Origin of the sequence: Aliihoeflea sp. 2WW, assembly GCF_000497755.1 — a bacterium.
Lineage (GTDB): Bacteria > Pseudomonadota > Alphaproteobacteria > Rhizobiales > Rhizobiaceae > Aliihoeflea.
Genome location: NZ_AYOD01000035.1, coordinates 56,059 through 79,773 on the forward strand (window position 1 = coordinate 56,059; position 23,715 = coordinate 79,773).

Consider the following 23,715-nt stretch of genomic DNA (forward strand, 5'->3'; position numbering starts at 1 on the left):
TTGTGTTTCCGCAAGGAGAGCAAGACATGGTTTCACGGGTCCGCACGATCGCGTTTCAGGGCATCGAAACGGTGGCCGTCGATGTCCAGGTGATGGTCGCGCCGGGCAAGGTCGGCATGAACATCGTCGGGCTCGGTGACAAGGCGGTCGCGGAAAGCCGCGAGCGCGTGCAGGCTGCGCTGCACGCCTCCGGCCTCTCGATGCCGGCCAAGAAGGTGACGATCAACCTGGCGCCGGCGGACCTGCCCAAGGAGGGCAGCCACTACGATCTTCCGATCGCGCTCGGGCTGATGGCGGCGCTAGGGGCGATCCCGTCCGACGCGCTGGAAGCCTATGTGGTGCTGGGCGAACTCGCGCTCGACGGAACCATCGCGCCGGTCGCAGGCGTCCTGCCCGCGGCGATGGGCGCGAACGCCATGGGACGCGGTCTGATCTGCCCGTCGGCCTGCGGATCGGAGGCGGCCTGGGCGGGAGCCGAGATCGACATTCTCGCGCCGCGCAGCCTGATCGCGATGGCCAATCATTTTCGCGGCACGCAAGTGCTCGGCCGTCCCGAGGCGATGATCGAGCCGCAATCCGGCAACCTGCCCGATCTCGCCGATATCAAGGGGCAGGAAAGCGCCAAGCGCGCGCTCGAAGTGGCCGCGGCGGGCGGGCACAACCTCCTGATGATCGGGCCGCCCGGCTCGGGCAAGTCGATGCTGGCACAGCGCCTGCCCTCGATCCTGCCGCCGCTTGCGCCGAAGGAACTGCTGGAGGTCTCGATGATCGCATCGATCGCCGGAGAACTGGCCGGCGGCAAGCTCTCGGATCGGCGGCCCTTTCGCAGCCCGCATCATTCGGCCTCGATGGCGGCGATGGTCGGCGGCGGATTGCGGGCGCGGCCTGGCGAAGTCTCGCTGGCGCATAATGGCGTTCTCTTCCTCGACGAATTTCCGGAATTCCAGCCGGTGGTGCTCGATTCGCTGCGCCAGCCGATCGAGAACGGCGAAAGCGTCATTGCGCGCGCCAATCACCGCGTCTCCTATCCGGCGCGCATCCAGCTCGTCGCGGCGATGAACCCCTGCCGGTGCGGCATGGCGGGCGAGCCGGGCCATCGCTGCGCGCGCGGGCCGCGCTGCCAGTCCGACTATCAGGCGCGAATTTCCGGACCTCTCCTCGACCGCATCGACCTGAGGATCGACGTCCCCGCCGTCAGCGCCTCCGATCTGATCGCGCCCGGACGGGCCGAGAAGAGCGAAACAGTGAGGACGCGCGTTGCTGCCGCGCGCCGTTTGCAGGCGGAGCGCTACGCCGCGCTCGGGATATCATCGGCGACGACGAACGCACATTGCAGCGCCGGCCTGATCGAGAGCGTCGCCGCACCTGACGCGGCCGGTGCCGCGCTGCTGAGGGACGCGAGTGAGAAGCTCAACCTTTCAGCGCGCGCCTATCATCGCGTGCTCAAGGTAGCGCGCACACTCGCAGATCTCGACGGCGCCGAGACTGTCGCGCGCATCCATCTGGCCGAAGCGATCTCCTACCGGATGGCCGGAGAAAGGCTCGCGGCTGCGGCGTAGGTGGCCGTGGCGGCGCAGTGTTGAACAAGAAATGAAGCAGACAGAGGACACCGATAGGCACGCACGCGGGCCCGCCAGGCTTGGGTAGCGCTGCGCGACCGTTGTCTTTGATGGCGCAAGCTGGCTCACGCAGTCGCGGGACCGGTGACGACCGTATGCGGCTGGTTCCTCCGGGGAACGCGCATCGGTCGCAGAGCGCGAAGCGGGCGGCGGGTTCCGTGTTTGCTGATGTGCTGCAACGCGATGCCCTTATCGGTCAATGCGGGTCCAGAACAAGGAAGCGAACTGGGTAGGATTCACGGCGCGCAGTCGATCAGGACGTCCATCTTGCATGGATGCCCGCTTGGTCGGACCGCTGGACGCCGTCCCGGGCAAGCGCCCTATTGCAGCGCGCCGACCAGCATGTTGCGGTCTTCGCGCAGCGTGACCCAGTGGCCGGTGTGGTTCGACGCCTGGCGCTTCAGGAACTTGTAGCCCGTCGAGTACCAGGGGCGCAGGTCGTTGTTCAGATTGTCGAGGATGAAATCGCCGCGATCGGTGCGCACGGTCAGGACGGCATGGCCTTCGCCGTCGGGCTTGCGCACGACCGTAAGGAGAATGTTGGACAAGGAGACGCCTGCTTCGGCCAGACGCTTGCGCTTTTCCAGCGCGTAGTCTTCACAATCGCCGACGCCGTTGACCGGATAGGCCCACCATTCGTCACGCCCGTAGATTTCGAGGTCGCTGCGCGGCGATACGGCTTCGTTGACCGAGCGGTTGATGCGGTCGATCTTGCGCCACAGCGCATTGTCGACCGGCAAAGGACCGCGATCGATCGGACGGATCGAGCACTCGCCGGGGCTGCGCTGGCACAGATCGTAATGGCCGATCGGCTGTGACGTGAGGCCGCCGACCTGCATCGCGGCGCCCGAGCCGGGCATCGCCGATGCCGGCAGGGCCGGCGCCATGGCGACCGCCAGAATCGCGACCGCAAGCAATCGCAGTGATCTCGAAGATCCACCCATTCGCCCAAAACCCCGATTGCGCACGTTTTTCGTGTCGTTAACAAAAGGTTAAGGTCGGGTGATCGGTGCTGTCAATCGACGCGCGCATTACCCACATCGGGGACTGGCCCGCTGTGACAATCCGCACACACAATATTGCCTGCAAACCGGGCATTGCCGCGGGTCAAGGGCCGTTAACCATATGAGATGATTACGGGCTCGAACGGTCGCGGACAAATGCCATCCGACGATGGCCGGCTGAGCACACTTGACCCTAGCGGCGGAAAAGCCCGCTAGGTTGGCCGAAACCGAATGGCAAAAAAGCCGCGCCCGTGAAGGAGGCGGCTTCTGATTCGGGGCCAATTGCCTGCTACCCCTACCGGGTCCGGCAGAGGTTGCGGTCCTATTGCGGCCAGCCGGCGACGGCCTTGACTTCAAGGAAGTCTTCCAGCCCGAACTTGCCGCCTTCGCGGCCGAGCCCCGACTGCTTGTAGCCGCCGAAGGGCGAACCGGGAGCGCGGCTTGTGCCGTTGACCTGCACCATTCCGGCGCGCAACTGCCGCGCGACGCGGCGGGCGCGTTCGGCGTCGCCGGTCTGCACGTAGCTCGACAGGCCGTAAGGCGTGTCGTTGGCGATGGCGACCGCCTCGTCTTCGCCCTCGAACGGGATCATCGCCAGGACCGGGCCGAAGACCTCCTCGCGGGCGATCGTCATCTCGTTGGTGACGTCGGCAAAGATGGTTGGGCGGACATAGTAGCCACGGTTGAAGCCCTCGGGACGGCCCGCGCCGCCGGCGACGATTTTCGCGCCCTCCTTTATCGCGACGTCGATCAGGCCCTGCACCTTGTCGAACTGCGCCTGCGAGACGAGGGGACCGATATGGTCGCCGTCGTCCGCGGGATTGCCTACCTTGACGGTCTTCGCGTGTTCGCCGGCAAGCTCCACGGCGCGGTCATAGACCGAGCGCTCGACGAGCATGCGGGTCGGCGCGTTGCAGGACTGGCCGGTGTTCTCGAAGCAGTGATCGAGGCCGCGCACGATGGCGGCTTCGAGGTCGCTGTCGGCGAAGACGATGTTGGGCGACTTGCCGCCCAGTTCCAGCGTCACGCGCTTGACCGTGTCGGCCGCCGCCTTGGTGACCGCGATGCCGGCGCGGGTGGAACCGGTGAAGGACATCATGTCGATGCCCGGATGACGCGACATCGCCTCGCCGACCGTCGGCCCGTCGCCATTGACCATGTTGAACACGCCGGCGGGGAAGCCTGCGGCATCCATGATCTCGGCGAAGACGATGGAGGAGAGCGGCGCGACCTCGGAGGGCTTCAGGACGACCGTGCAGCCGGCGGCGATCGCCGGCACGACCTTCAGCGTGACCTGGTTCATCGGCCAGTTCCACGGCGTGATCAGGCCGCAGACGCCGATCGGCTCATGAACGATGCGCTCCTGTGGATTGCGCTCGTCGAGCGCGTGCTCGAACTCGAAATTCTTCAGGGTGCGGATGAAGGTCTTGATGTGGCTGACGCCGACGGCCGCCTGGCTTTCCATCGCAAGCTTCATCGGCGCGCCCATCTCGTCGGAGATCGCCTTGGCCATGTCCGCGACGCGGGCCTTGTAGGCTTCGAGCAGACGCTCCAGCGCGGCGACGCGCTCTTCCTTCGTCGTCGCGCTCCAGGACGGGAAGGCGCGGCGCGCGGCATCGACGGCCTTGTCGACATCGGCGGCCGAGCCAAGCGAGATGATGGCGAAAGGCTGCTCGTCGGCGGGATTGATCACGTCGAGGGTCTTCGGCGCGCTCGGCGCGACCCAGCGTCCATCGATGTAGAATTCGGTCTTCTCGATCATCTTCGTCTCCTTCGATCGCTTTCGTGTGCTCCAGATAGCGCGAGGGCGCGCGCCGGCGATAGCCGCAAACCGGATTGTTGCGATGTATATTGCAGCGCGAAAAGACCAGCGCGCGACGCAAACAGGCAAACTGGACCAAGCAATGCTGGCCACTGTTGCAATTTGCCCGGATATGGTGATCCTAGGGTTAAAGCAAAGACTGTCCGGTCATGAGGCCAAGGACAACAGGGGAACAGTTGAGTTCATGGTAAGCGTCAGCAATGGCGCGGACGAGCCCGGATTCGTTCGCTTCCAAAACGTCCAGAAGAGCTATGATGGCGAAGTTCTGGTCGTCAAGAATTTGAACCTCGACATCGCGCAGGGCGAATTCCTGACCATGCTCGGGCCATCGGGCTCGGGCAAGACGACCTGCCTGATGATGCTCGCCGGCTTCGAGAGCGCCACCCACGGCGAAATCCGCCTCAAGGGCGAGCGCATCGACAACGTGCCGCCGCACAAGCGCGACATCGGCATGGTCTTCCAGAACTATGCGCTGTTTCCACACATGACGGTGGCCGAGAACCTCGCCTTTCCACTCAAGGTGCGCTCCAAGCCGAAGGCCGAGATTACGGCGCGGGTCAAGCGCGCGCTCGACATGGTCAAGCTCGGCCAGCTGGGCAACCGGATGCCGGCGCAGCTTTCGGGCGGGCAGCAGCAGCGCGTCGCAGTGGCGCGCGCCCTGGTCTTCGAGCCGACGCTGGTGCTGATGGACGAGCCGCTCGGCGCGCTCGACAAGAATCTGCGCGAGCAGATGCAGTACGAGATCAAGCACATCCACGACGATCTGGGCGTCACCGTCGTCTACGTGACGCACGACCAGTCCGAAGCGCTGACCATGTCGAACCGCATCGCGGTCTTCGAGGACGGCGTGATCCAGCAACTCGCGGCGCCGGCCGATCTCTATGAGCGGCCCGACAATGCCTTCGTCGCCTCCTTCATCGGCGAGAACAACAAGCTGGCCGGCAAGGTCGAGGCGATGAATGGCAAGAGCTGCGCGGTGCGGCTGACGGACGGTTCGCTGGTGCAGGCGCTGCCCGTCAACGTCGCGGGCACCGGCGAGAAGACCACCTTGTCGCTGCGTCCCGAACGGGTGCGCATCGCCCCGCCGGAAGGCCTCGCCAACAGCTTCGACGCGCGGGTGGAGGAACTCATCTATCTGGGCGACCATATCCGCACGCGCGTCAGCGTGTGCGGCAATCCCGATTTCATCATCAAGGTGCCCAACGCCGCGCGCAACGACCAACTCGCCGCGGGCGAGACGGTTCGCGTGGGTTGGGCCGCGGAAGATTGCCGGGCGCTCGACGCCTGACAAGAGACGCCGTCTTTGCGGCGTGGACAAGAATCGCCGTTTCGAACGGCGTGGAAGAGCACGAAGCCGATGCAGGAACCATCGGCGAAACCAGAGGAGAACGTCATGAAGCATCTACGTTTCAAGGTCGTCGGCGCGGGAGCGGCGGTCAGCCTGCTCGCGCTCGGCGCCTACGCACAGGACCCGACTTCGCTCACCGTCGTCTCGTGGGGCGGCGCCTATTCGGAGAGCCAGCAGCGCGCCTATCTCGACCCCTACATGGAAGAAAATCCCAGCATCCGCTTCCTCAACGATGACGGATCGGCCAACGCGCTCGCCTCGCTGCGCGCCCAGTCGCAGGCCAACAACGTCACCTGGGATCTCGTCGACATGCTGCCGTCGGATGCGCAGCTCGCCTGCGACGAGGGCATCATCATGGAAATCGACGCCGACGAATGGCTGGCGCCGGCCCCGGACGGCACGCCCGCTTCGGAAGACTTCCTGCCCGGTTCGCTCGGCGACTGCTTCATCCCGCAGATCGTCTATTCGACCGTGATCGGCTACAACACGGAAATGTTCGACGAAGGCAAGGAGCCCTCGACGATCGCCGACTTCTTCAATCCCGAAGAGTTCCCCGGCAAGCGCGCCATCCAGGACCGCCCGGCCGGCAATCTCGAATGGGCGCTCTATGCCGACGGCGTGCCGCTCGACGAAATCTACGAGACGCTCGAGACGCCGGAAGGCGTGGACCGCGCCTTCGCCAAGCTCGACACGATCAAGTCGGACCTGATCTTCTGGACCGAGGGCGCACAGGGCCCGCAGCTTCTCGCCGACAAGGAAGCCGCGTTCGCGACGAGCTATAATGGCCGTCTCTTCGCCGCCGCCGAGACCGAGAACCAGCCCTTCGAGATCATCTGGGACGGCCAGCTCGTCGAGTGGGACGGTTGGGTCGTGCCGGCCGGCACCAGCAATGTCGAAGCGGTGAAGGAGTTCCTGTTCTGGGCGACCGACACGCAGCGCCTTGCCGATCAGGCCAAGTACATCTCGTACGGCCCGGCCCGCGCCTCGTCTGCGCCGCTCGTCGGCCAGCATGAGGATCTGGGCATCGACATGGCGCCGCACATGCCGACCAACCCGGACAACTACACGGCTCCGATCGTGCTCAACAACGACTTCTGGACCGACTACGGCGACGAGCTGCGCGAGCGTTACGCGAGCTGGATGCTGCAGTAGACGAACCAGCGGGCGGGCGCTTCGGTGCCCGCCCGCCTCCCTTCCGACGAATGACGCGGCTTGTCGCCGCGAGGAGTTGCATTCCGATGGCACAGGCAGCGCTTGCTCCGGCCGCCTCTTCCCCCGACCCGATGGCGCGGGACATGGTGACGGCCGACGGCGTGCCGCTGAAGACGTCGCTGAAGCGCGCCGAAAGGCGCCGCAAGATCACCGCCTTCCTGCTCGTCGCGCCGCTGCTCGCCTTCATCCTCATCACCTTCATCATCCCGATCGGCCAGATGATGTGGCGCAGCGTCGACAATCCGGTGATCGTCGCCGTCCTGCCGCAGACCATGGAAACGCTCTCCGACTGGAACGGCGAGGACCTGCCCGGCGAGGAAACCTATGCCGCGCTCGTCGCCGATCTTGCGACCGCACAGGAAAACCGTTCGGTCGGCCAGCTCGCGATCCGGCTGAACTACGAACTTTCGGGCGCGCGCAGTCTGGTCGCCGGCCTCGCGCGGGGCGCGGACGAACTCGAGGCCCCGTTTCGCGAGGCCGTGATCGATGACAATCGCCGCTGGGGCGAGATGCAGATATGGACCATCCTGAAGCGTGAGGGCCGGCCCTACACGACCGCCCACTACGTCTCGGCCATCGACATGCAGTACAATGCCGAGGGCGAGCTCGTCAGGCAGCCGTCAACGCAGCGCGTCTACGTGCAGCTCTTTCTGCGGACGCTGGCACTGTCCGTCGCGATCACCTGCACGACGCTGCTGCTCGGCTACCCGATCGCGTTCCTGCTGGCGTCGCTGCCGATGCGCACGTCGAACCTCCTGATGATCTTCGTTCTCTTGCCATTCTGGACCTCGCTTCTCGTGCGAACGACGGCCTGGATCGTTCTCCTGCAGCAACAGGGCGTGATCAACGAATTGCTGGTCTGGTCCGGCATAATCTCCAACAGCGGCCGGCTGCCGATGATCCACAACGCCGTCGGCACGATCATCGCCATGACGCACGTGCTGCTGCCCTTCATGGTGTTGCCGCTCTACAGCGTGATGAAAGGCATCTCGCCCTCCTACATGCGCGCGGCACGCTCGCTCGGCGCGAACAACTGGACGGCGTTCTGGAAGGTCTATGTGCCGCTGACGGTTCCGGGCATCGGCGCGGGCGCGATCCTCGTCTTCATCATCTCGATCGGCTACTACATCACCCCGGCGCTGGTGGGCGGGCAGAGCGGCCAGATGATCTCGAACCTGATCGCCTTCCACATGCAGAATTCGCTGAACTGGGGCCTCGCCGCCGCGCTCGGCACGATCCTCCTCACCGGCGTTCTGATCCTCTACTGGGTCTACAATCGCATCGTCGGCATCGACAACGTGAAGCTGGGCTGAGGACGAGACGATGGCGCTTCCCACCTATGCCGGCCCGCTCGAACGCACCTGGTACTACGCGTTCCGCATCTTCTGCGGGCTGATCTTCTTCTTCCTGATGGCGCCGATCCTCGTGATCATCCCGCTGTCCTTCAACGTGCAACCCTACTTCACCTACACGCGCGAAATGCTGACGCTCGACCCGGCCGGCTATTCGCTGCGCTGGTACAACGCCTTCTGGAATTCCGCGGCGTGGATGACGGCGATCCGCAACTCGCTGATCATCGGCGTGTTCGCGACGCTGATCGCGACAGTGCTCGGGACGCTCGCCGCGCTTGGCCTGTCGCGTCGGGAAATGCCGTTCCGCGGCCTGATCATGGGGCTATTGATCTCGCCGATGATCGTGCCGCTGATCATTTCGGCAGCGGGCATGTTCTTCTTCTATTCGCGCGTCGGCCTAGCCGGAACGCTGCCGGGCGTGATCATGGCCCATGCCGCGCTCGGCACGCCCTTCGTCATCATCACCGTAACCGCGACCCTCGTCGGCTTCGACCATTCGCTGACGCGCGCGGCCGCCAGTCTCGGCGCCTCGCCGGCGACGGCCTTTCGCAAGATCACCATGCCGCTGATCCTGCCCGGCGTGATCTCGGGCGCGCTCTTCGCCTTCATCACCTCGTTCGACGAAATCGTCATCGTGCTCTTCCTTGCCGGCGTCGAGCAGCGCACGATCCCGCGCGAGATGTGGTCTGGCATCCGCGAGCAGATCAGCCCCACGATCCTCGCCGTCGCGACCGTGCTGGTGCTGTTCTCGATCGCGCTCCTGACGACGATCGAACTCCTGCGCCGCCGGTCCGAGCGGATGCGGGGGATGACGCCGCACTGACGGGCGCGAAATTGGCATGCAGGTTGCTCGGCCGATGGCGACCAGCCACTCCTGCCGCGAGCGCGCGACTTGACCATGATCCGTACCGACCATCCGACCCTTCAGCGCGTGCGCGCGACCGGGCGGCTTTCGGTCAAGCATTCCGATGGCCGGACGCGGATCGACCGGCTGTTTCAGGAAGGCGCGGCGAAGATCCGCTTTCCTGCGCCGGAAAGCCCGGCGATCGAGGCGGTGCTCATCAACACCGCCGGCGGGCTGACCGGGGGCGATACCGTCGACTGGACCATCAATGCGGCAACCGGAACCCGTCTGACGCTCACCACGCAGGCCTGTGAAAAAGTCTATAGAACTGCGGGCGGACACGCCGAAATCTCCGTGTCACTGAAGGCCGGCGCGGATGCCCGGATCGCCTGGCTGCCGCAGGAGACGATCCTGTTCGACCGCTCGGCGCTGCGGCGCAGGCTCGACGTCGATCTTGCGCAAGGCGCCAGCATCCTTCTTCTCGAAGCCACCATCTTCGGGCGCGCGGCCATGGGCGAACATGTCGAAACGGCGATGTTTTCCGATCGCTGGCGGGTGCGCGTCGAGGGCTCGCTCGTCCATGCCGAGGATTTCCGGATCGGCCCCGACATTGCGATGCAACTTGCGGGCCCGGCGATGGCTGGCGGCGGACGGGCCGTCGCGACTCTCCTGATGATCGGCGATGCGGCGGAGCGGATGCTCGAACCGGCACGCGCGATCATCGGCGAACATGGTGGGGCCAGTCACTGGCGGATCGGGCCGTCTGGCAAGCTTCTTGCCAGACTTGTCGCGACCGACGGCTACGCCCTGAGGGCGCGGCTGATACCGCTCGTCGGTCTGCTTAATGGACAGGCAGGCCTGCCCAAGATTTGGACAAGTTGAAAGCGACGCGATGAATTTGACACCCCGCGAGAAGGACAAGCTGTTGATCGCCATGGCTGCGATCGTGGCTCGCAAACGTCTCGAGAGGGGCGTCAAGCTCAATCACCCGGAAGCCATCGCACTCATCTGCGACTTCGTGGTCGAGGGCGCGCGCGACGGGCGTTCCGTCGCCGACCTGATGGAGGCCGGCGCCCACGTGATCACGCGAGACCAGGTCATGGAAGGCATCGCCGAAATGATCCATGACGTGCAGGTCGAAGCGACCTTTCCCGATGGAACCAAGCTCGTGACGGTTCACGAGCCGATCCGCTGAACCGACGATGCAACAAGGAAGACGGCCGATGCCGACACGCTTTTTCGCCACCCTGGTTTTCATCGCCGCAGCCACACCGGCGCTCGCCCATCCGGGCCACGCATCCGGCACCGACCACTCATTCCTTTCAGGCCTTCTGCATCCGATCACCGGGCTCGACCACATATTGGCCATGGTGGCCGTGGGACTCTGGTCGGCTTCGCTCGGCGGGCGTTCGATCCTGCTGGTTCCCGCCGGTTTCGCCGGCTTCATGGCCGCCGGTTTTGCGCTGGCGGTCGCAGGTGTGCCGCTTCCCTATGTCGAGCCGATGATCCTCGGTTCCGTGGTCGTTCTCGGCCTCCTCGTCGCCGCGGCGATCTGCCTGCCCGCCGTGCCAGCAGCGCTTCTCGTCGGCCTGTTCGCGATCTTCCACGGCCATGCGCATGGTTCGGAAATGGGCGAAGCGAGCGCCTTGACCTATGGCGCCGGGTTCCTGATCGCGACGATCGCGCTGCACGCGGCCGGCATCCGGCTCGCCTCTACCCTGTCTCGGCTCAACCAGCGCGATCTGCCCGTCCGTGCCCTCGGCGCCGTCACCGCCTTTACCGGCGCCCTCGTATTCGTCGCCGGCTAGGAGCGCTCCATGATTCCCGGAGAAATCATCCCGGCCGCAGGCGAGATCGAGCTCAATTCAGGCAGGCAAGCGATCGTCATCAAGGTCGCCAACACAGGCGACCGGCCGATACAGGTCGGCAGTCACTACCATTTTCATGAAGTCAACGAAGGTCTGGTCTTCGACCGCCAGGCCGCGCGAGGCATGCGGCTCGACATCGCCGCCGGAACGGCGGTGCGGTTCGAGCCGGGCCAGGAGCGCGATGTGATGCTCGTTCCGATCGGCGGGAGCCGACGCATTTTCGGCTTCCAGCAGAAGATCATGGGCGAGCTGTAATGGGCCGACTTCAGTCTGCGGCGTCGTTGTCGGCTTCCGAGGGGACCGCTTCGTCTTCCACGGTGTCCTCTTCGGGCGCCGCGCCGGCCGGAGCGGCGCCTGCGACGAAGATCGTCACCGTGCGGTTTTCGTCGCCAAACTCGACGGCGACGATGTCGCGCACGAGAATCTGGCGGGAATCGACCGCATGGTAGAAAATCGCGCTGCCTTCGATCGACTGCTGAAGCTCGACGATCTGGTCGGCGAATTCCTCGCGCTTTTCGGTGATGCCACTGTCGCCCTCGCCGACCTCGGGAAGGAACACGATCTCGACCTCGTCGATGTTGAACGCGCGACGCACGAGCTGCGCATTGTCCATCGTCGCCTCGATGGCGGCGATGACGCGCTCGCTTTCGTCGACGGCGCTCTTTTCGCCGGTCTTCACGTCGCTGCCGACGATCGTATCGATCGCGCCCTCGCTGTCGAGGCCCTGAGCCAGGGCCGGGAGGGCCGCCAGTCCGACCGCGCCGGCCAGAACGAGTGCCAGAGGCCTGGAATTGCGGAACATCTGAGCCATCTTGAACGGTCCTTTGGTCTGGCTGCGGATCAGGGTCGGAATCGGGTTGCTGCGGGAATTTGGCTTGCCAGAGCCTCTACCGCAACTGCGAAGCGCGTTCTCCCTAGCACAAAAAAACGGCGCGGGTCCAAGCCCGCGCCGCTTTGTCGCTACTCGAAATACGCGTTACTCGACGTAGATCACGAGTTCGCCACCGGCACCCATCTGGGCCGCGACGACCTCATTGGCCGCAACGTCCTCGGCTTCGAGCGCCGCAGAGACAGCCGTGTTGGCTTCGAGAGCAGCCTGAAGCTCGGTGATCTCGGCCTCACGCTCAGTCGTCGCGGTTTCCAGCGCGGTCATGTCCGCACCTTCCAGCTCGCCGATCTTGACGACCTCGACGGTTCCGACTTCCGTCATCGTGTCGATTGCGGCGGTGCTGGTGGCGTTGCCCTCGATCGCCGCCAGGGCGCCGTCGAAGGTCGCATCAGCGCCGATCGCAGCGGTCGTGCCGGCATCGGTTTCGGTGTCGGTCATCGTGCCGGTGGTCGTATCGGCACCCGCGCTGCCGCTGGCACCGGCATCGACATCCGCTCCGGCACCACCGACGCCGCCGGTAACGCCGGTCTCGGCATTGACACCGCCCGTTGCGCTGCCGCCGACGCCCGTCTGGGCAAGTGCGGGGGCGACCATCATCGAAGCGCCCATCAGGGCAGCGGTCGTCAGTCCAATAATCCGTTTCATCGTGAAAGTCCTTTTCGGTTCGATTTGAAATCTGTCCCTTGCTCACGATCACCGCTCTCAGGCGGCTGGAAGGGAAATGTCGAACCGGGCGCTCGGTTGCGCGCCGATCGGGGTCATTCGCTGGTCATTTCGTGGCCGGAAGATGCGCAATGTGACGCGAGCATGTCCCAGCCGCGCCAAGTCCTTGGCATCATTGAATTCGCAGGAGCCATCCATGCCTAGCCGCCTCTCGCGCGCCGCCTATGCCCGCATGTTCGGACCGACAACCGGCGACAAGGTTCGGCTCGCCGATACGGAACTCTTCATCGAGGTGGAGCGGGACTACACCGTCTATGGGGAAGAGGTGAAGTTCGGCGGCGGCAAGGTGATCCGCGACGGCATGGGCCAGAGCCAGTTCGCGCGCAGCGAAGGCGCGGTGGATACTGTCATCACCAATGCGCTGATCGTCGATCATACGGGCATCTACAAGGCCGATATCGGGCTCAAGGACGGGCGCATCCATTCGATCGGCAAGGCGGGAAATCCCGACACGCAGGACGGGGTGACGATCATCGTCGGGCCCGGCACGGAAGCGATTGCCGGCGAGGGCAAGATCCTCACGGCGGGCGGCTTCGACGCGCATATCCACTTCATCTGTCCGCAGCAGATCGAGGAGGCGCTGACGGCGGGCATGACCACGATGCTGGGCGGCGGCACCGGGCCGGCGCACGGCACGCTGGCCACCACATGCACGCCAGGACCGTGGCACATCGCGCGGATGATCCAGAGCTTCGACGCGTTCCCGATGAATATCGGCCTTTCGGGCAAGGGCAACGCCTCGCGGCCGAAAGCGCTGGAGGAAATGGTGCTGGGCGGTGCCTGCGCGCTCAAGCTGCACGAAGACTGGGGCACGACGCCGGCGGCGATCGACTGCTGCCTGACGGTCGCCGACGATCACGACATCCAGGTGATGATCCACACGGACACGCTCAACGAAAGCGGCTTCGTCGAAAACACGATCGACGCGATCAAGGGGCGGACGATCCACGCCTTCCATACGGAAGGCGCAGGCGGGGGCCATGCGCCGGACATCATCAAGGTCTGCGGGTTCGACAATTTCATCCCCTCCTCCACCAATCCGACGCGGCCCTATACGATCAATACCATCGCCGAGCATCTCGACATGCTGATGGTCTGCCACCACCTGTCGCCGTCGATCCCCGAGGACGTCGCCTTTGCCGAAAGCCGCATCCGCAAGGAGACGATCGCTGCGGAGGACATCCTGCACGACATGGGCGCGTTCTCGATCATCTCGTCGGACAGCCAGGCGATGGGCCGCGTAGGCGAAGTGCCGATCCGCACCTGGCAGACGGCCGACAAGATGAAGCGCCAGCGCGGGCGGTTGAAGGAGGAGACCGGCGAGAACGATAATTTCCGCGTCCGACGCTATATCGCCAAATACACGATCAACCCGGCCATCGCGCATGGGCTGTCGAAGGAGATCGGTTCGATCGAAATCGGCAAGCGCGCGGATCTCGTGCTCTGGAACCCGGCCTTCTTCGGCGTGAAGCCGGACATGGTGCTCGTTGGCGGAACGATCGCAGCGGCGCCGATGGGCGACCCCAACGCCTCGATCCCGACGCCGCAGCCTGTGCACTATCGGCCGATGTTCGGCGCCTTCGGCAAGGCGATCACCAATTCCTCCGTTACCTTCGTCTCGAAGGCGGCGCTCGACAGTGGTCTTCGGGAAAGGCTGGGCGTCGAGAAGGAAATGATCGCAGTCGAGAACACGCGCGGCGGGATCGGCAAGCGCTCGATGATCCTCAACGATGCGACGCCGCATATCGACGTGGACCCGGAGACTTACGAAGTGCGCGCCGATGGCGAGCTTTTGACCTGCGAGCCGGCGACCGTCCTGCCGATGGCGCAGCGGTATTTTCTGTTCTAGCTTCCCGGTCGAACAAGGGAGGTATCATGATCTACGTCTTCGCCACGCTCACCATCAAACCCGGCGCGCTCGACCATCTGCGCGCGCCGGCGCGCGCCTGCCGTGAGGCGACGCTGAAGGAGGATGGCTGCATCGCCTACGACCTCCACGCCGACATCGCCAACCCCGAGCGGCTCGTCTTCGTGGAGAAATGGGAAACGCGCGAGGCGCTTTCGGTTCATGCCAAAAGCGCGCATGTGGCCGCCTGGCGCGAGGCGAGCGCGCCGCATCTGATCGAGCGGAAGATCGAGATCGTCCACCCGGAAAAGGTGGAGAACCACTGATGTATCAGGCTGTCGGATCGCCCGGCTCGCGTCTGACGCGGGTCACCTGGATGCTGGAAGAACTCGGCCAGCCTTACGAGATCGTCAAGGCGAAGATGCATACCGAGACGATGCTGCGGTACAATCCGAGTGGCAAGATGCCGGCTCTGGCCGATGGCAAGGTGGTCGTCACGGATTCGGCCGCGATCGTCTTCTATCTGGCTGACAAGCACGCCGATCAGGGTATGGGCGGCACGACAGCGGCGGAGCGCGCAGAGATCGCCTCGTGGATGTTCTTCGCGCAGGCCGAGCTCGAAGCGCCGCTCTGGAACCGGCTGAAACACGCCTTCCGGCTGGCCGACGAGTTGCGCGCCGAGGTCGGACCCTGGTGCAAGGCGGAATTCGCGACGGAGATCGGCAATTTCGACAAGCGTCTCGGCGACCGCGCATTCGCGCTCGGCGACCGCTTCACGGCTGCCGACATCATCCTCGGCCATTGCGGGCAATGGGCGCGCGGGGCGAAGTTCGACGTCGGCTCCGACCGCGTGAACGCCTATTTCGACCGCGTTCTGGCCCGGCCGGCACTGGCGCGCGCACAGGCCCGCGAAAAGGAGGCGGCGGCGGCATGATGTATCGGGCGAACGGCGTGGTGGAAGCGAAAGCGCGTGGCGACCGAAACGTGGTCGGCACGGTTGCGCTCGCCCATGACGAGCGGCATCTGCGACGCAAGCTCCTGATCCTTCAGAACGGCGCGCGTGTGTTGGTCGACCTGCCGCAACCCGTCGCGCTTCATGCCGGCGACTGCCTGCTGCTCGACAATGGCGCGCTTGCCGAAGTGACGGCGGCTGAAGAAGACCTGATCCAAATCCGCCCGCGGGACCGGCTGCATCTTGTCGAACTCGCCTGGCATATCGGCAACCGCCATCTGGCCGCGCAGATCGACGAGGACCGTATCCTCATCCTGCGCGACCATGTGATCGAGGCGATGCTGGAAGGGCTCGGTGCGACGCTCGCCCCTGTGCGAACCGGGTTCGAGCCTGTGCGCGGCGCCTATTCCGGCAAGGCGCATGGGCACGACCACCAGCATTCACATAGCCACGACCATGGCTGAGGCGGCGCACGCGCTACGGCTGATGGCTTGGCTGTCGCCAGCCTTTCCAGTCGGCTCGTTCAGTTACAGCCACGGGCTGGAGCGGGCGGTGGCGGACGGGCATGTCGGCGATTTCGCCGCATGGCTCGACGGGCTGATGCGGTACGGCACCGGCTGGAACGACGCGGTGTTGGTGGCCGAGGCGTGGCGGCGCGGGCGCGACGGCGGCGAACTTTGCGACGTTGCCGAACTGGCCGAGGCGATGGCGGGCTCGGCCGAACGGCACCTGGAGACGATGGCGCAAGGGCAAGCCTTTGCGAAGGCGGTTGCCGGGTGGACCGAAGGGCTCGCCCTGCCGGCGACCACGCCCTATCCTGTCGTCTTCGGCGCATCTGCGGGCTTCAATGGTCTGCCACTCCGAGAGACGATCGCGGCCTATCTGCAGGCCTTCGTCTCCAACCAGATTCAGGCCGGAATCCGGCTTTCCCTTCTCGGCCAGGAGCGCGGCGTGACGCTCCTGCGCGAGATGGAGCCGACGATCCTCGATATCGCCGTGCGGGCGGCCGGGTCAACGCTCGACGAGCTCGGCGGTTCGGCCTTCATCGCCGAAATCGCCGCCATGAACCACGAAACGCAATATTCGAGGCTGTTCCGCTCATGACTTCTTCCAACGGACCCTTGCGGGTCGGCATCGGCGGGCCGGTCGGCTCGGGCAAGACGACGCTGACCGAGAAGCTGTGCAAGGCGATGCGCGAGCGCTATTCGGTCGCGGTCGTGACCAACGACATCTACACCAAGGAAGACGCGATGGCGCTGGTGCGGCTTCAGGCGCTGTCCGAAGACCGCATCGTCGGCGTGGAGACGGGCGGGTGCCCGCACACCGCCATCCGCGAGGACGCGTCGATCAACCTGCAGGCGATCGACCAGCTCACGGCGCGGATTCCCGGGCTCGACATCGTCTTCATCGAATCGGGTGGCGACAATCTGGCGGCCACTTTCTCGCCGGACCTTGCCGACCTGACGCTCTACGTCATTTCGGTCTGCCAGGGCGGCGACATTCCGCGCAAGGGCGGGCCGGGCATCACGCGGTCGGACTTCCTTGTCGTCAACAAGGCCGATCTCGCGCCTTACGTGAATGTCGACCTCGAACAGATGGAGCGCGACGCGATCAAGGCGCGGGCAGGCAAGCCGTTCGCCTTCACCGATCTTTCGCGCAGCAAGGGCGTCGACGAGATCGTCGATTTTCTCGTCGAGAATGGTGGATTGGACCAGTTGCGGCAGGCGTCCTGACGGTTGCGCCTTGCGGCCCGGCGCGACATGCTGTGGCCTGAACAATTAGGAGAGCGCCCGATGAGCGTCACCCAACTGGCCGACACGCGCCGCCCGAACCTGCCCTTCTACGAGGAGCGCTGCGACCTCGCCGCCGCCTTCCGCTGGACGGCGCGGCTCAACATGCACGAGGCGGTGGCGAACCATTTCTCGCTCGCCGTCGACGAGGGCGGGACGCAGATCCTGATCAATCCGAACCTGATGCATTTCTCGCGCATCAAGGCGAGCGACCTGCTTTTGATCGACGCCAACGATCCCGAGACGATGAAGCGGCCGGATGCCCCCGACCCGACGGCGTGGGGCCTGCACGGCGCGATCCACCGCAACGTGCCGCATGCGCGCTGCGTCATGCATGTCCACTCGGTGCACGCGACCGTACTCGCCTCGCTGGAGAATTCGCTCCTGCCGGCGATCGACCAGAACTCGGCGATGTTCCACGGCCGGCAGGTGGTCGACGCGCATTATGGTGGGCTCGCCTTCGAGGAAGAGGGCGAGCGCTGCTCGCGGCTCTTCGCCGACCCGAAGGCCAAGGTGATGGTGATGGGCAATCATGGCGTCATGATCATCGGCGAGACGGTGGGCGACACGTTCGACCGGCTCTATTATTTCGAGCGCGCCTGCGAGACCTACATCAAGGCGCTGTGGACCGGCCAGCCGATCCGCCATCTGTCGGACGAGATCGCCGAACGCGTCGCGACGCAGATGGATAATTATCCGGTCGCGTCGGCTAAGCGGCATCTGGAGGAATTGAAGTCGATCCTCGACGAGGAAGGATCGAACTTCCGCAATTGAAAAACCGGCCGCGATTGCTCGCGGCCGGTTTCTGGTCGAAATACGAGATCAGGAGCCGAGGTGCTTGGCGATCATCGCGCGGGCGTCGTCCACCATGGCGTTGGCGTCCATGCCCTTGCCGTTCATCTCCTCGATCCAGGCGTCGATGAGCGGCGCGGCGGTGTCTTTCCAGCGCTGGGTCTCTGCCTCGTCGAGGGTGATGATGTTGTTGCCGAGGTCCTGAGCGATCTTCAGGCCCTTCTCGTCGCCCGAATCCATGACACGACCGAACATCGCGGCGGCCTCGATACCCGAATTGGCGTCGATGACGGCCTTCAGGTCATCGGGAAGCGCGTCATAAGAAGCCTGATTCATCGCGAAGACGAAGGTCTGCGTATAGAGGCCCTCGTCGCCGGTGAAACCGGTGTGGTTCTTGACGAGTTCGGAAACGCGCAGCGACGGCGTCACTTCCCACGGAATGGTCGTCGCGTCGATGACGCCCTTCGACAGCGATTCCGAGACGGCCGGAACCGGCATGCCGATCGGCGTCGAGCCCAGTGCTTCAAGCATCTGGTTGATGACGCGCGAGCCGCCGCGGATCTTGACGCCCTGCATGTCCTCGAGCGTCGCGATCGGGTTCTTCGAATGGATCAGACCTGGACCATGCGCGTGCCAGGCGATGACCTTCATGCCCGAGAATTCCTCGGTGCAGTACTTCTCGCAATATTCGTGGAAGGCCTTCGACGTCGCTTCGCCGGTCGTCACCATGAAGGGAAGCTCGAAGGCTTCCGTCGACGGATAGCGGCCGGGCGTATAGCCGATGACGGTCCAGATCATGTCGACGACGCCGTCGGTGACCTGATCGACGAGTTGCGGCGGCGTTCCGCCAAGCTGCATCGCGTCATACTGCTCGATCTTGAGGCGTCCGCCGGACTCCTCCATCACCTTGGCGGCCCAGGGCTTCAGCGCCTCAGCCGGGATGGTCGCCTGCGGCGGCAGCATCTGGTGAAGGCGCAGCGTCGTCTCCTGCGCGGCGGCAACGGTGGTAAAAGCTGCCACGGCAACGGCGCCGGCAGCCAGTGCTTTCCAATTCAACATGGGTTCCTCCCTGCATGTCCCATGATTGTTATACGATAGAACTTTCCGCCATGGAAGCGGCTGGCCGACACCACTTTCGCATGGTAGCCAAGCGCGCCCAGGATTTGAAATTGGAGGACTGCCATGACTGCGACAGCCAACCCGCCCTTTCGTGCCGACCACGTGGGAAGCCTCTTGCGGCCCAAGGCGGTCAAGGATGCGCGCAAGCGGTTCTACGAGGACAAGGCGATCGCCGCAGAGGAACTCGAGGAGATCGAGAACGCCGCGATCGACGAGGCGATCCGCATGCAGGAGGAGGCCGGGCTGCCGACCGTCACCGACGGCGAAATCCGCCGCTCGTTCTGGCACTATGATTTCATGGGCGGGCTCGAAGGGTTCGACATGGAAGAACGTGCGCCCGAAAAGGGCGTCGCCTTTGCCGGCGTCAAGCTGAGGCCCGTCTTCCCGACGATCACCGGCAAGCTCAATTTTCCCGACGATCACCCGATGCTGGACCATTTCCGCTACGTGGCATCGAAGACGAAGGTGATGCCGAAGATTTCGATCCCCGGCCCGAGCTGCTGCCATTTCCGCACGGCCAAGGACGATATTCACCCGAAGGAATATCGCGACGACCCCGAAGCGCTTTTCGCCGACCTGGCCAAGACCTACGCCAAGGCCGTGAAGGCCTTCTACGATGCCGGTTGTCGCTATCTGCAGATGGACGACATCTTCTTCGCCTATCTGTGCGACCCGAAGCACCGCGCGGCGCAGAAGGAGCAGGGCACCGATCCCGACTGGCTGATCGAGCAGTACGCGAAGATGATGCACGACGCGATCAAGGACCGGCCTGACGACATGGTCATCGGCATGCACATGTGCCGTGGCAACTTCCGCTCCACCCATGCGGCCGAAGGCGCCTACGATCCTGCGGCGGATGCGGTCTTCAACCAGACCGGCGTCGACATCTACTTCATGGAATATGACAGCGAGCGTGCCGGCGGGCTCGAGCCGCTGCGCCTGTTGCCGAAGGGCAAGAAGCGCGTGCTGCCCGGATTCATCACGACCAAGACCGGCGAGATGGAGAAGGTCGACGACCTGAAGCGCAAGTTCGACGAGGCGGCGAAATATGCCGATCTCGAACAGCTCGGCATCGCGCCGCAATGCGGATTCGCCTCGACCGAGGAAGGGAACTCTATCTCCTTCGACGACCAGCGCCGCAAGCTCGACCTCGTCGTCGAGACCGCCGAGGCGATCTGGGGTGGGGTCGCGAAGTAACGTCATTCTTCATTGCCGCTTAACCATGCCTCGTGCAGAACGATGGTACGGGGACATGGTTTTGCGGGAGCGTTTTTGATGGGCGGGTTGTTGAGGCGTGCGTTCGGGTCGCCCTTGGCGGCGCTTCTCGCGCTGGCGGTGATGGTTTCCGCCTGCTCGACCTCGGTCCTGCCCGAACCACCGCCGCCGATCCCCTCCGAGAAATACGCCGCCATCGTCGTCGATGTCAGTACGGGACGTTCGCTTTATTCCGTCCACGCCGATCAGCTTCGCTACCCGGCCTCGCTGACCAAGATGATGACGGTCTTCATGCTGTTCGAAGCGCTGGATTCCGGGCGCATCGGCAAGCAGACGCTGATCCCGGTATCCGACAATGCGCGCGGCCAGGTCCCGACCAAGATCGGTTTTCGTCAGGGCGAGGCGATCGATGTGGACACCGCGATCCGCGCCCTTGTGATCCGTTCGGCCAATGACGTCGCGGTTGCGACGGCCGAGTTCCTTGGCGGGACGGAACCGAATTTCGCGACGATGATGACCCAGCGCGCACGCCAGATGGGCATGAACTCCACCACGTTCCGCAACGCCTCCGGCCTGCCCGATGCAGGCCAGCAGACGACGGCGCGCGACATGGCGCTGCTCTCCATCGCGCTCAACAAGCGCTTCCCGCACCATTACCACTATTTCGCCAATCGCGAATTCAGCTATGCGGGCAAGACCATTCGCGGCCACAACGACCTGCTTGGCCGCGTGGCCGGCGTCGATGGCCTGAAGACGGGCTATATCCGGGCTTCGGGGTTCAACCTGGCCACGTCCGTCGAGCGCGGCGGGCGGCGGCTTGTTGCGGTGGTGATGGGCGGCGAGACGGCGAAGAGCCGAAACTCGCACATGGAACAGCTCATCGAGCAGTACATGCCGATGGCGGGGTCCGTCGCGACCACGGCGGCGCCGCGACCTCTGCCGCAGCAGGCGCTGCTCGCACCCATGCGCTGAGCCGCCGGGACCTAAAGGCACGTTGCGGCGGCGCGGCCCCAATTCGCGCCGCCGCAACGGAGCGCCTCCCTTGGGAGGACGCTCGATCCGATGATCAGCGAGCGGCGTCCATTTCGGCGAGCTTGGCGACCCGGCGACGGAAATCCTCGTCGGTCGAGAATTCGGCCTTCAGATAGGATTCGACCAGATCCTTGGCGAGCCAGGGTCCGACGATCTGCGCGCCGATGCACATGACGTTGACGTCGTCATGCTCGACTGACTGGTGCGCCGAATGGACGTCGTGGCAGACGGCTGCGCGAATGCCCTTGACCTTGTTGGCGGCGATGGATGCGCCGACGCCGGTGCCGCAGACCATCAGGCCGCGCTCTGCCTCTCCGGCGTTGATCTTGTCCGTCACCTGCCGCGCGATGTCGGGGAAGTCGACAGGATTCGGGTCGAACGAGCCGACATCCTGGACCTCATGGCCGAGCGATTTGACATATTCCACGATGGTCGACTTCAACGGGAAGCCGGCGTGGTCCGAGCCGATAACGATGCGCATGTGAACTCCAGTTTTGATCTTAACGAAGCATCGAGGGAAGCCACAGGACGAGGCCTTCCCAGAAGGTAATGATGGCGAGCGTGGCGAGAAGCGGGACATAGAACGGCACCAGCGCGCGCAGCAACTGCCTGAGCGAGACATTGGCGATGCTCGACAACAGGAACAGCGACAGACCCATCGGCGGGGTGAGCAGGCCGAACATCAGATTGAAGATGGTTATGATGCCGAGGTGGACCGGATCGATGCCGGCCAGAACCATGGGCGGCGCGATGACCGGCACGACGAGCAGCGTCGCGGTGGTGGAATCGAGGAACATGCCGGCGATGAAGAAGATTAGGTTCGCGACGATCAGAAGCACGATCGGATCGGTCGAGAACTGGAGAATCCAGCGGGCGAAATCCTGAGGGATCTGCTCGACGGCAAGAATCCAGCCGAACAATGCCGCCACCGCGACGATGATCAGGATCGCGCTGGTGCTCTTCACGGTCAGGATCAACGCCTGCCAGAGATGCTCCAAGGTAAGGTCGCGATAGAAGATCGCGCTGATCGCGAGCACGTAGACGACGGTCACTGCGGCGGCCTCGGTCGGCGTGAACAGGCCGAGCAGCATGCCGGCGATCATCAGGACGGGGGCCAGGAGCGCGGGCAGCGCCGGCAACAGATCGCCGCCGAGTTCGCGCAGGGTCGGCCAGCGTTCGGCGCGCGGCAGGTTGTAGCGGTAGGACAGGAAGACGGTCATGAGCATCAGCAGCGCGACGCAGACCAGTGCCGGGACGATGCCCGCAAGAAGAAGCTGGACGATCGAGACGCTGGTGACCGATCCGTAGACGATCAGCGGAATCGAGGGCGGAAAGATCGGCCCGACGACGGCGGACGCGCCGGTGACGGCTGCCGAGAACGGCGCCGTGAACCCCTTCTTCTTCATCGCCGCAATCTCGATGCGGCCAAGCCCGCCGACATCGGCCAGCGCCGCACCCGACATGCCCGAAAAGATGAGGCTGGAGAAGATGTTTACCTGCGCGAGACCGCCTGGAAAGCGACCCACTGCCGTGTCGGCAAAGCGGAAGATGCGATCGGTGATGCCGGCCGAATTCATCAGATTGCCGACAAAAATGAAGATCGGGACCGCGACCAGCGGAAAGGAGTCGAGCGCGTAGGTGATGCGCTGGACGAGCAGCCCGTAAGGCAGGCCTTCGATCAGCACATAGGCGATCGAGGGAATGAGAATGGCATAGACGACGGGAAAGCCGGCGATGAACAGGACGAGGAAGGCGCCGATGACTGCAAGACCCATGTCAGAGCACCTTGGTTTCTTCGCGCGGCGGATGGAGCAGGTCGATTAGATGGCCAAGCGTCGCGGCTGCGAAACCGAAGAAGGTCGCACCGAGGAACAGCCAGAACGGAATCTTGAGCGTCGGCGTCGCATTGTTGAGATTGCGGAAGATGGTCTGCCAGGCGACATAGGCGACGAAGGCGGCGGCAGCGACGGCCACCGCCGTGATGACGAAGGTCAGCGTCTTGCGCAGCAATGTCGGCATCGCGTCCAGGAACTCGGCCATGACGATGTTCTCGTGATCGAGCACGACCAGCGGAAAGGCGGTGAAGACGAGCACGATCAGCAGGAAGCGCGTGAACTCCTCGGCGCCGATGATCGCCGCGCCGAATACATCGCGCATGATGACCTGCGTGAACGGCACGGCGACCAGCGCGACGAGCACGAGCACGCAGAACGCGCCCAATGCGCGTTTGACGATGACCATTTCCTCAATCCTCCCGAAGAGCCGGCGGCGATCGATGCCGCCGCCGG

The 23,715-nt window shown here is 64.5% G+C and carries 26 protein-coding genes; 18 read left to right on the forward strand and 8 right to left on the reverse strand.

Annotated features, from left to right (window positions below; translation table 11 throughout):
• Positions 1-26: 26 nt before the first annotated feature.
• Positions 27-1,559, forward strand: coding sequence for a YifB family Mg chelatase-like AAA ATPase (locus ALII_RS0114265; protein WP_024587986.1), 1,533 nt, complete (start codon positions 27-29; stop codon positions 1,557-1,559).
• Between the two features lie 380 nt (positions 1,560-1,939).
• Here the strand turns inward: ALII_RS0114265 and ALII_RS0114270 are convergent, their stop codons facing one another.
• On the reverse strand, positions 1,940-2,563 hold the full coding sequence (locus tag ALII_RS0114270; RefSeq protein ID WP_024587987.1) for a transglutaminase-like cysteine peptidase: 624 nt from the start codon (positions 2,561-2,563) through the stop codon (positions 1,940-1,942).
• 382 nt (positions 2,564-2,945) lie between these two features.
• The gene (locus ALII_RS0114275) at positions 2,946-4,385 is read right to left on the reverse strand and encodes an aldehyde dehydrogenase family protein (protein ID WP_029660558.1); all 1,440 of its coding nucleotides are present in this window, start codon (positions 4,383-4,385) and stop codon (positions 2,946-2,948) included.
• Between the two features lie 244 nt (positions 4,386-4,629).
• Between ALII_RS0114275 and ALII_RS0114280 the strand changes: the two genes are divergently transcribed.
• The 8 genes from ALII_RS0114280 to ALII_RS0114315 all read left to right on the forward strand — a co-directional run bounded on the left by ALII_RS0114280 (position 4,630) and on the right by ALII_RS0114315 (position 11,324).
• Positions 4,630-5,733 (forward strand): ABC transporter ATP-binding protein, encoded by a 1,104-nt coding sequence (locus ALII_RS0114280; RefSeq protein WP_024587989.1) that lies wholly within the window; start codon positions 4,630-4,632, stop codon positions 5,731-5,733.
• A 105-nt stretch (positions 5,734-5,838) separates the two neighbouring features.
• Positions 5,839-6,945, forward strand: coding sequence for an ABC transporter substrate-binding protein (locus ALII_RS0114285; RefSeq protein WP_024587990.1), 1,107 nt, complete (start codon positions 5,839-5,841; stop codon positions 6,943-6,945).
• Between the two features lie 86 nt (positions 6,946-7,031).
• Complete coding sequence (locus ALII_RS0114290) at positions 7,032-8,318, forward strand: ABC transporter permease (RefSeq protein WP_051375903.1); 1,287 nt, start codon at positions 7,032-7,034, stop codon at positions 8,316-8,318.
• A gap of 10 nt (positions 8,319-8,328) precedes the next feature.
• On the forward strand, positions 8,329-9,180 hold the full coding sequence (locus ALII_RS0114295; RefSeq protein WP_024587992.1) for an ABC transporter permease: 852 nt from the start codon (positions 8,329-8,331) through the stop codon (positions 9,178-9,180).
• Positions 9,181-9,255: 75 nt separating this feature from the next.
• Entirely contained in the window at positions 9,256-10,083 is an 828-nt protein-coding gene (locus ALII_RS0114300; protein ID WP_024587993.1) for an urease accessory protein UreD, read from the forward strand.
• A gap of 10 nt (positions 10,084-10,093) precedes the next feature.
• The gene (locus ALII_RS0114305; RefSeq protein ID WP_024587994.1) at positions 10,094-10,396 is read left to right on the forward strand and encodes an urease subunit gamma; all 303 of its coding nucleotides are present in this window, start codon (positions 10,094-10,096) and stop codon (positions 10,394-10,396) included.
• Positions 10,397-10,424: 28 nt separating this feature from the next.
• Positions 10,425-11,009 carry a HupE/UreJ family protein gene (locus ALII_RS0114310; protein WP_024587995.1) on the forward strand — a complete coding sequence of 195 codons (585 nt, stop codon included), beginning with the start codon at positions 10,425-10,427 and terminating at the stop codon, positions 11,007-11,009.
• A 9-nt stretch (positions 11,010-11,018) separates the two neighbouring features.
• Positions 11,019-11,324 (forward strand): urease subunit beta, encoded by a 306-nt coding sequence (locus ALII_RS0114315; protein WP_024587996.1) that lies wholly within the window; start codon positions 11,019-11,021, stop codon positions 11,322-11,324.
• 10 nt (positions 11,325-11,334) lie between these two features.
• Here the strand turns inward: ALII_RS0114315 and ALII_RS0114320 are convergent, their stop codons facing one another.
• Positions 11,335-11,880, reverse strand: coding sequence for a hypothetical protein (locus ALII_RS0114320; RefSeq protein ID WP_024587997.1), 546 nt, complete (start codon positions 11,878-11,880; stop codon positions 11,335-11,337).
• Positions 11,881-12,045: 165 nt separating this feature from the next.
• Positions 12,046-12,603 carry a hypothetical protein gene (locus ALII_RS0114325; protein ID WP_024587998.1) on the reverse strand — a complete coding sequence of 186 codons (558 nt, stop codon included), beginning with the start codon at positions 12,601-12,603 and terminating at the stop codon, positions 12,046-12,048.
• Between the two features lie 214 nt (positions 12,604-12,817).
• Between ALII_RS0114325 and ureC the strand changes: the two genes are divergently transcribed.
• Genes ureC through ALII_RS0114360 form a run of 7 tightly spaced genes read left to right on the forward strand, consistent with a single transcriptional unit; the run spans position 12,818 to position 18,043 of the window.
• Positions 12,818-14,530: an urease subunit alpha gene (ureC, locus tag ALII_RS0114330; protein WP_024587999.1), complete on the forward strand. Its 1,713-nt coding sequence runs from the start codon at positions 12,818-12,820 to the stop codon at positions 14,528-14,530.
• A 26-nt stretch (positions 14,531-14,556) separates the two neighbouring features.
• Complete coding sequence (locus tag ALII_RS0114335) at positions 14,557-14,853, forward strand: putative quinol monooxygenase (protein WP_024588000.1); 297 nt, start codon at positions 14,557-14,559, stop codon at positions 14,851-14,853.
• Positions 14,853-15,461: a glutathione S-transferase family protein gene (locus tag ALII_RS0114340; RefSeq protein ID WP_024588001.1), complete on the forward strand. Its 609-nt coding sequence runs from the start codon at positions 14,853-14,855 to the stop codon at positions 15,459-15,461. The genes ALII_RS0114335 and ALII_RS0114340 overlap by 1 nt, the downstream gene beginning before the upstream one ends.
• Positions 15,458-15,943, forward strand: a complete 486-nt coding sequence (locus ALII_RS0114345) for an urease accessory protein UreE (protein ID WP_081719003.1) — start codon at positions 15,458-15,460, stop codon at positions 15,941-15,943. Before ALII_RS0114340 ends, ALII_RS0114345 begins: the two co-directional genes overlap by 4 nt.
• A complete protein-coding gene (locus ALII_RS0114350; RefSeq protein ID WP_024588003.1) occupies positions 15,900-16,583 on the forward strand; it encodes an urease accessory protein UreF in 684 nt (227 codons plus the stop codon). The genes ALII_RS0114345 and ALII_RS0114350 overlap by 44 nt, the downstream gene beginning before the upstream one ends.
• Positions 16,580-17,212, forward strand: coding sequence for an urease accessory protein UreG (ureG, locus tag ALII_RS0114355; protein WP_024588004.1), 633 nt, complete (start codon positions 16,580-16,582; stop codon positions 17,210-17,212). The genes ALII_RS0114350 and ureG overlap by 4 nt, the downstream gene beginning before the upstream one ends.
• Before the next feature lie 60 nt (positions 17,213-17,272).
• Positions 17,273-18,043 (forward strand): class II aldolase and adducin N-terminal domain-containing protein, encoded by a 771-nt coding sequence (locus tag ALII_RS0114360; RefSeq protein ID WP_024588005.1) that lies wholly within the window; start codon positions 17,273-17,275, stop codon positions 18,041-18,043.
• Positions 18,044-18,091: 48 nt separating this feature from the next.
• Here ALII_RS0114360 and ALII_RS0114365 read toward each other — a convergent pair whose 3' ends face one another.
• Positions 18,092-19,120 (reverse strand): TRAP transporter substrate-binding protein, encoded by a 1,029-nt coding sequence (locus ALII_RS0114365; protein ID WP_024588006.1) that lies wholly within the window; start codon positions 19,118-19,120, stop codon positions 18,092-18,094.
• A gap of 123 nt (positions 19,121-19,243) precedes the next feature.
• Between ALII_RS0114365 and ALII_RS0114370 the strand changes: the two genes are divergently transcribed.
• Both ALII_RS0114370 and ALII_RS0114375 read left to right on the forward strand, forming a co-directional pair.
• The gene (locus ALII_RS0114370; protein WP_024588007.1) at positions 19,244-20,377 is read left to right on the forward strand and encodes a 5-methyltetrahydropteroyltriglutamate--homocysteine S-methyltransferase; all 1,134 of its coding nucleotides are present in this window, start codon (positions 19,244-19,246) and stop codon (positions 20,375-20,377) included.
• Positions 20,378-20,455: 78 nt separating this feature from the next.
• Complete coding sequence (locus ALII_RS0114375; RefSeq protein WP_024588008.1) at positions 20,456-21,367, forward strand: D-alanyl-D-alanine carboxypeptidase family protein; 912 nt, start codon at positions 20,456-20,458, stop codon at positions 21,365-21,367.
• Between the two features lie 94 nt (positions 21,368-21,461).
• On the opposite strand, the gene rpiB is transcribed toward ALII_RS0114375, so the two are convergent.
• From rpiB to ALII_RS0114390, 3 genes are read right to left on the reverse strand one after another with little or no spacing between them, the layout of a single operon-like run.
• A complete protein-coding gene (rpiB, locus tag ALII_RS0114380; RefSeq protein WP_024588009.1) occupies positions 21,462-21,908 on the reverse strand; it encodes a ribose 5-phosphate isomerase B in 447 nt (148 codons plus the stop codon).
• Between the two features lie 19 nt (positions 21,909-21,927).
• Entirely contained in the window at positions 21,928-23,202 is a 1,275-nt protein-coding gene (locus ALII_RS0114385; RefSeq protein WP_024588010.1) for a TRAP transporter large permease, read from the reverse strand.
• Between the two features lies 1 nt (position 23,203).
• The gene (locus ALII_RS0114390; RefSeq protein ID WP_024588011.1) at positions 23,204-23,668 is read right to left on the reverse strand and encodes a TRAP transporter small permease subunit; all 465 of its coding nucleotides are present in this window, start codon (positions 23,666-23,668) and stop codon (positions 23,204-23,206) included.
• Positions 23,669-23,715: the final 47 nt, after the last annotated feature.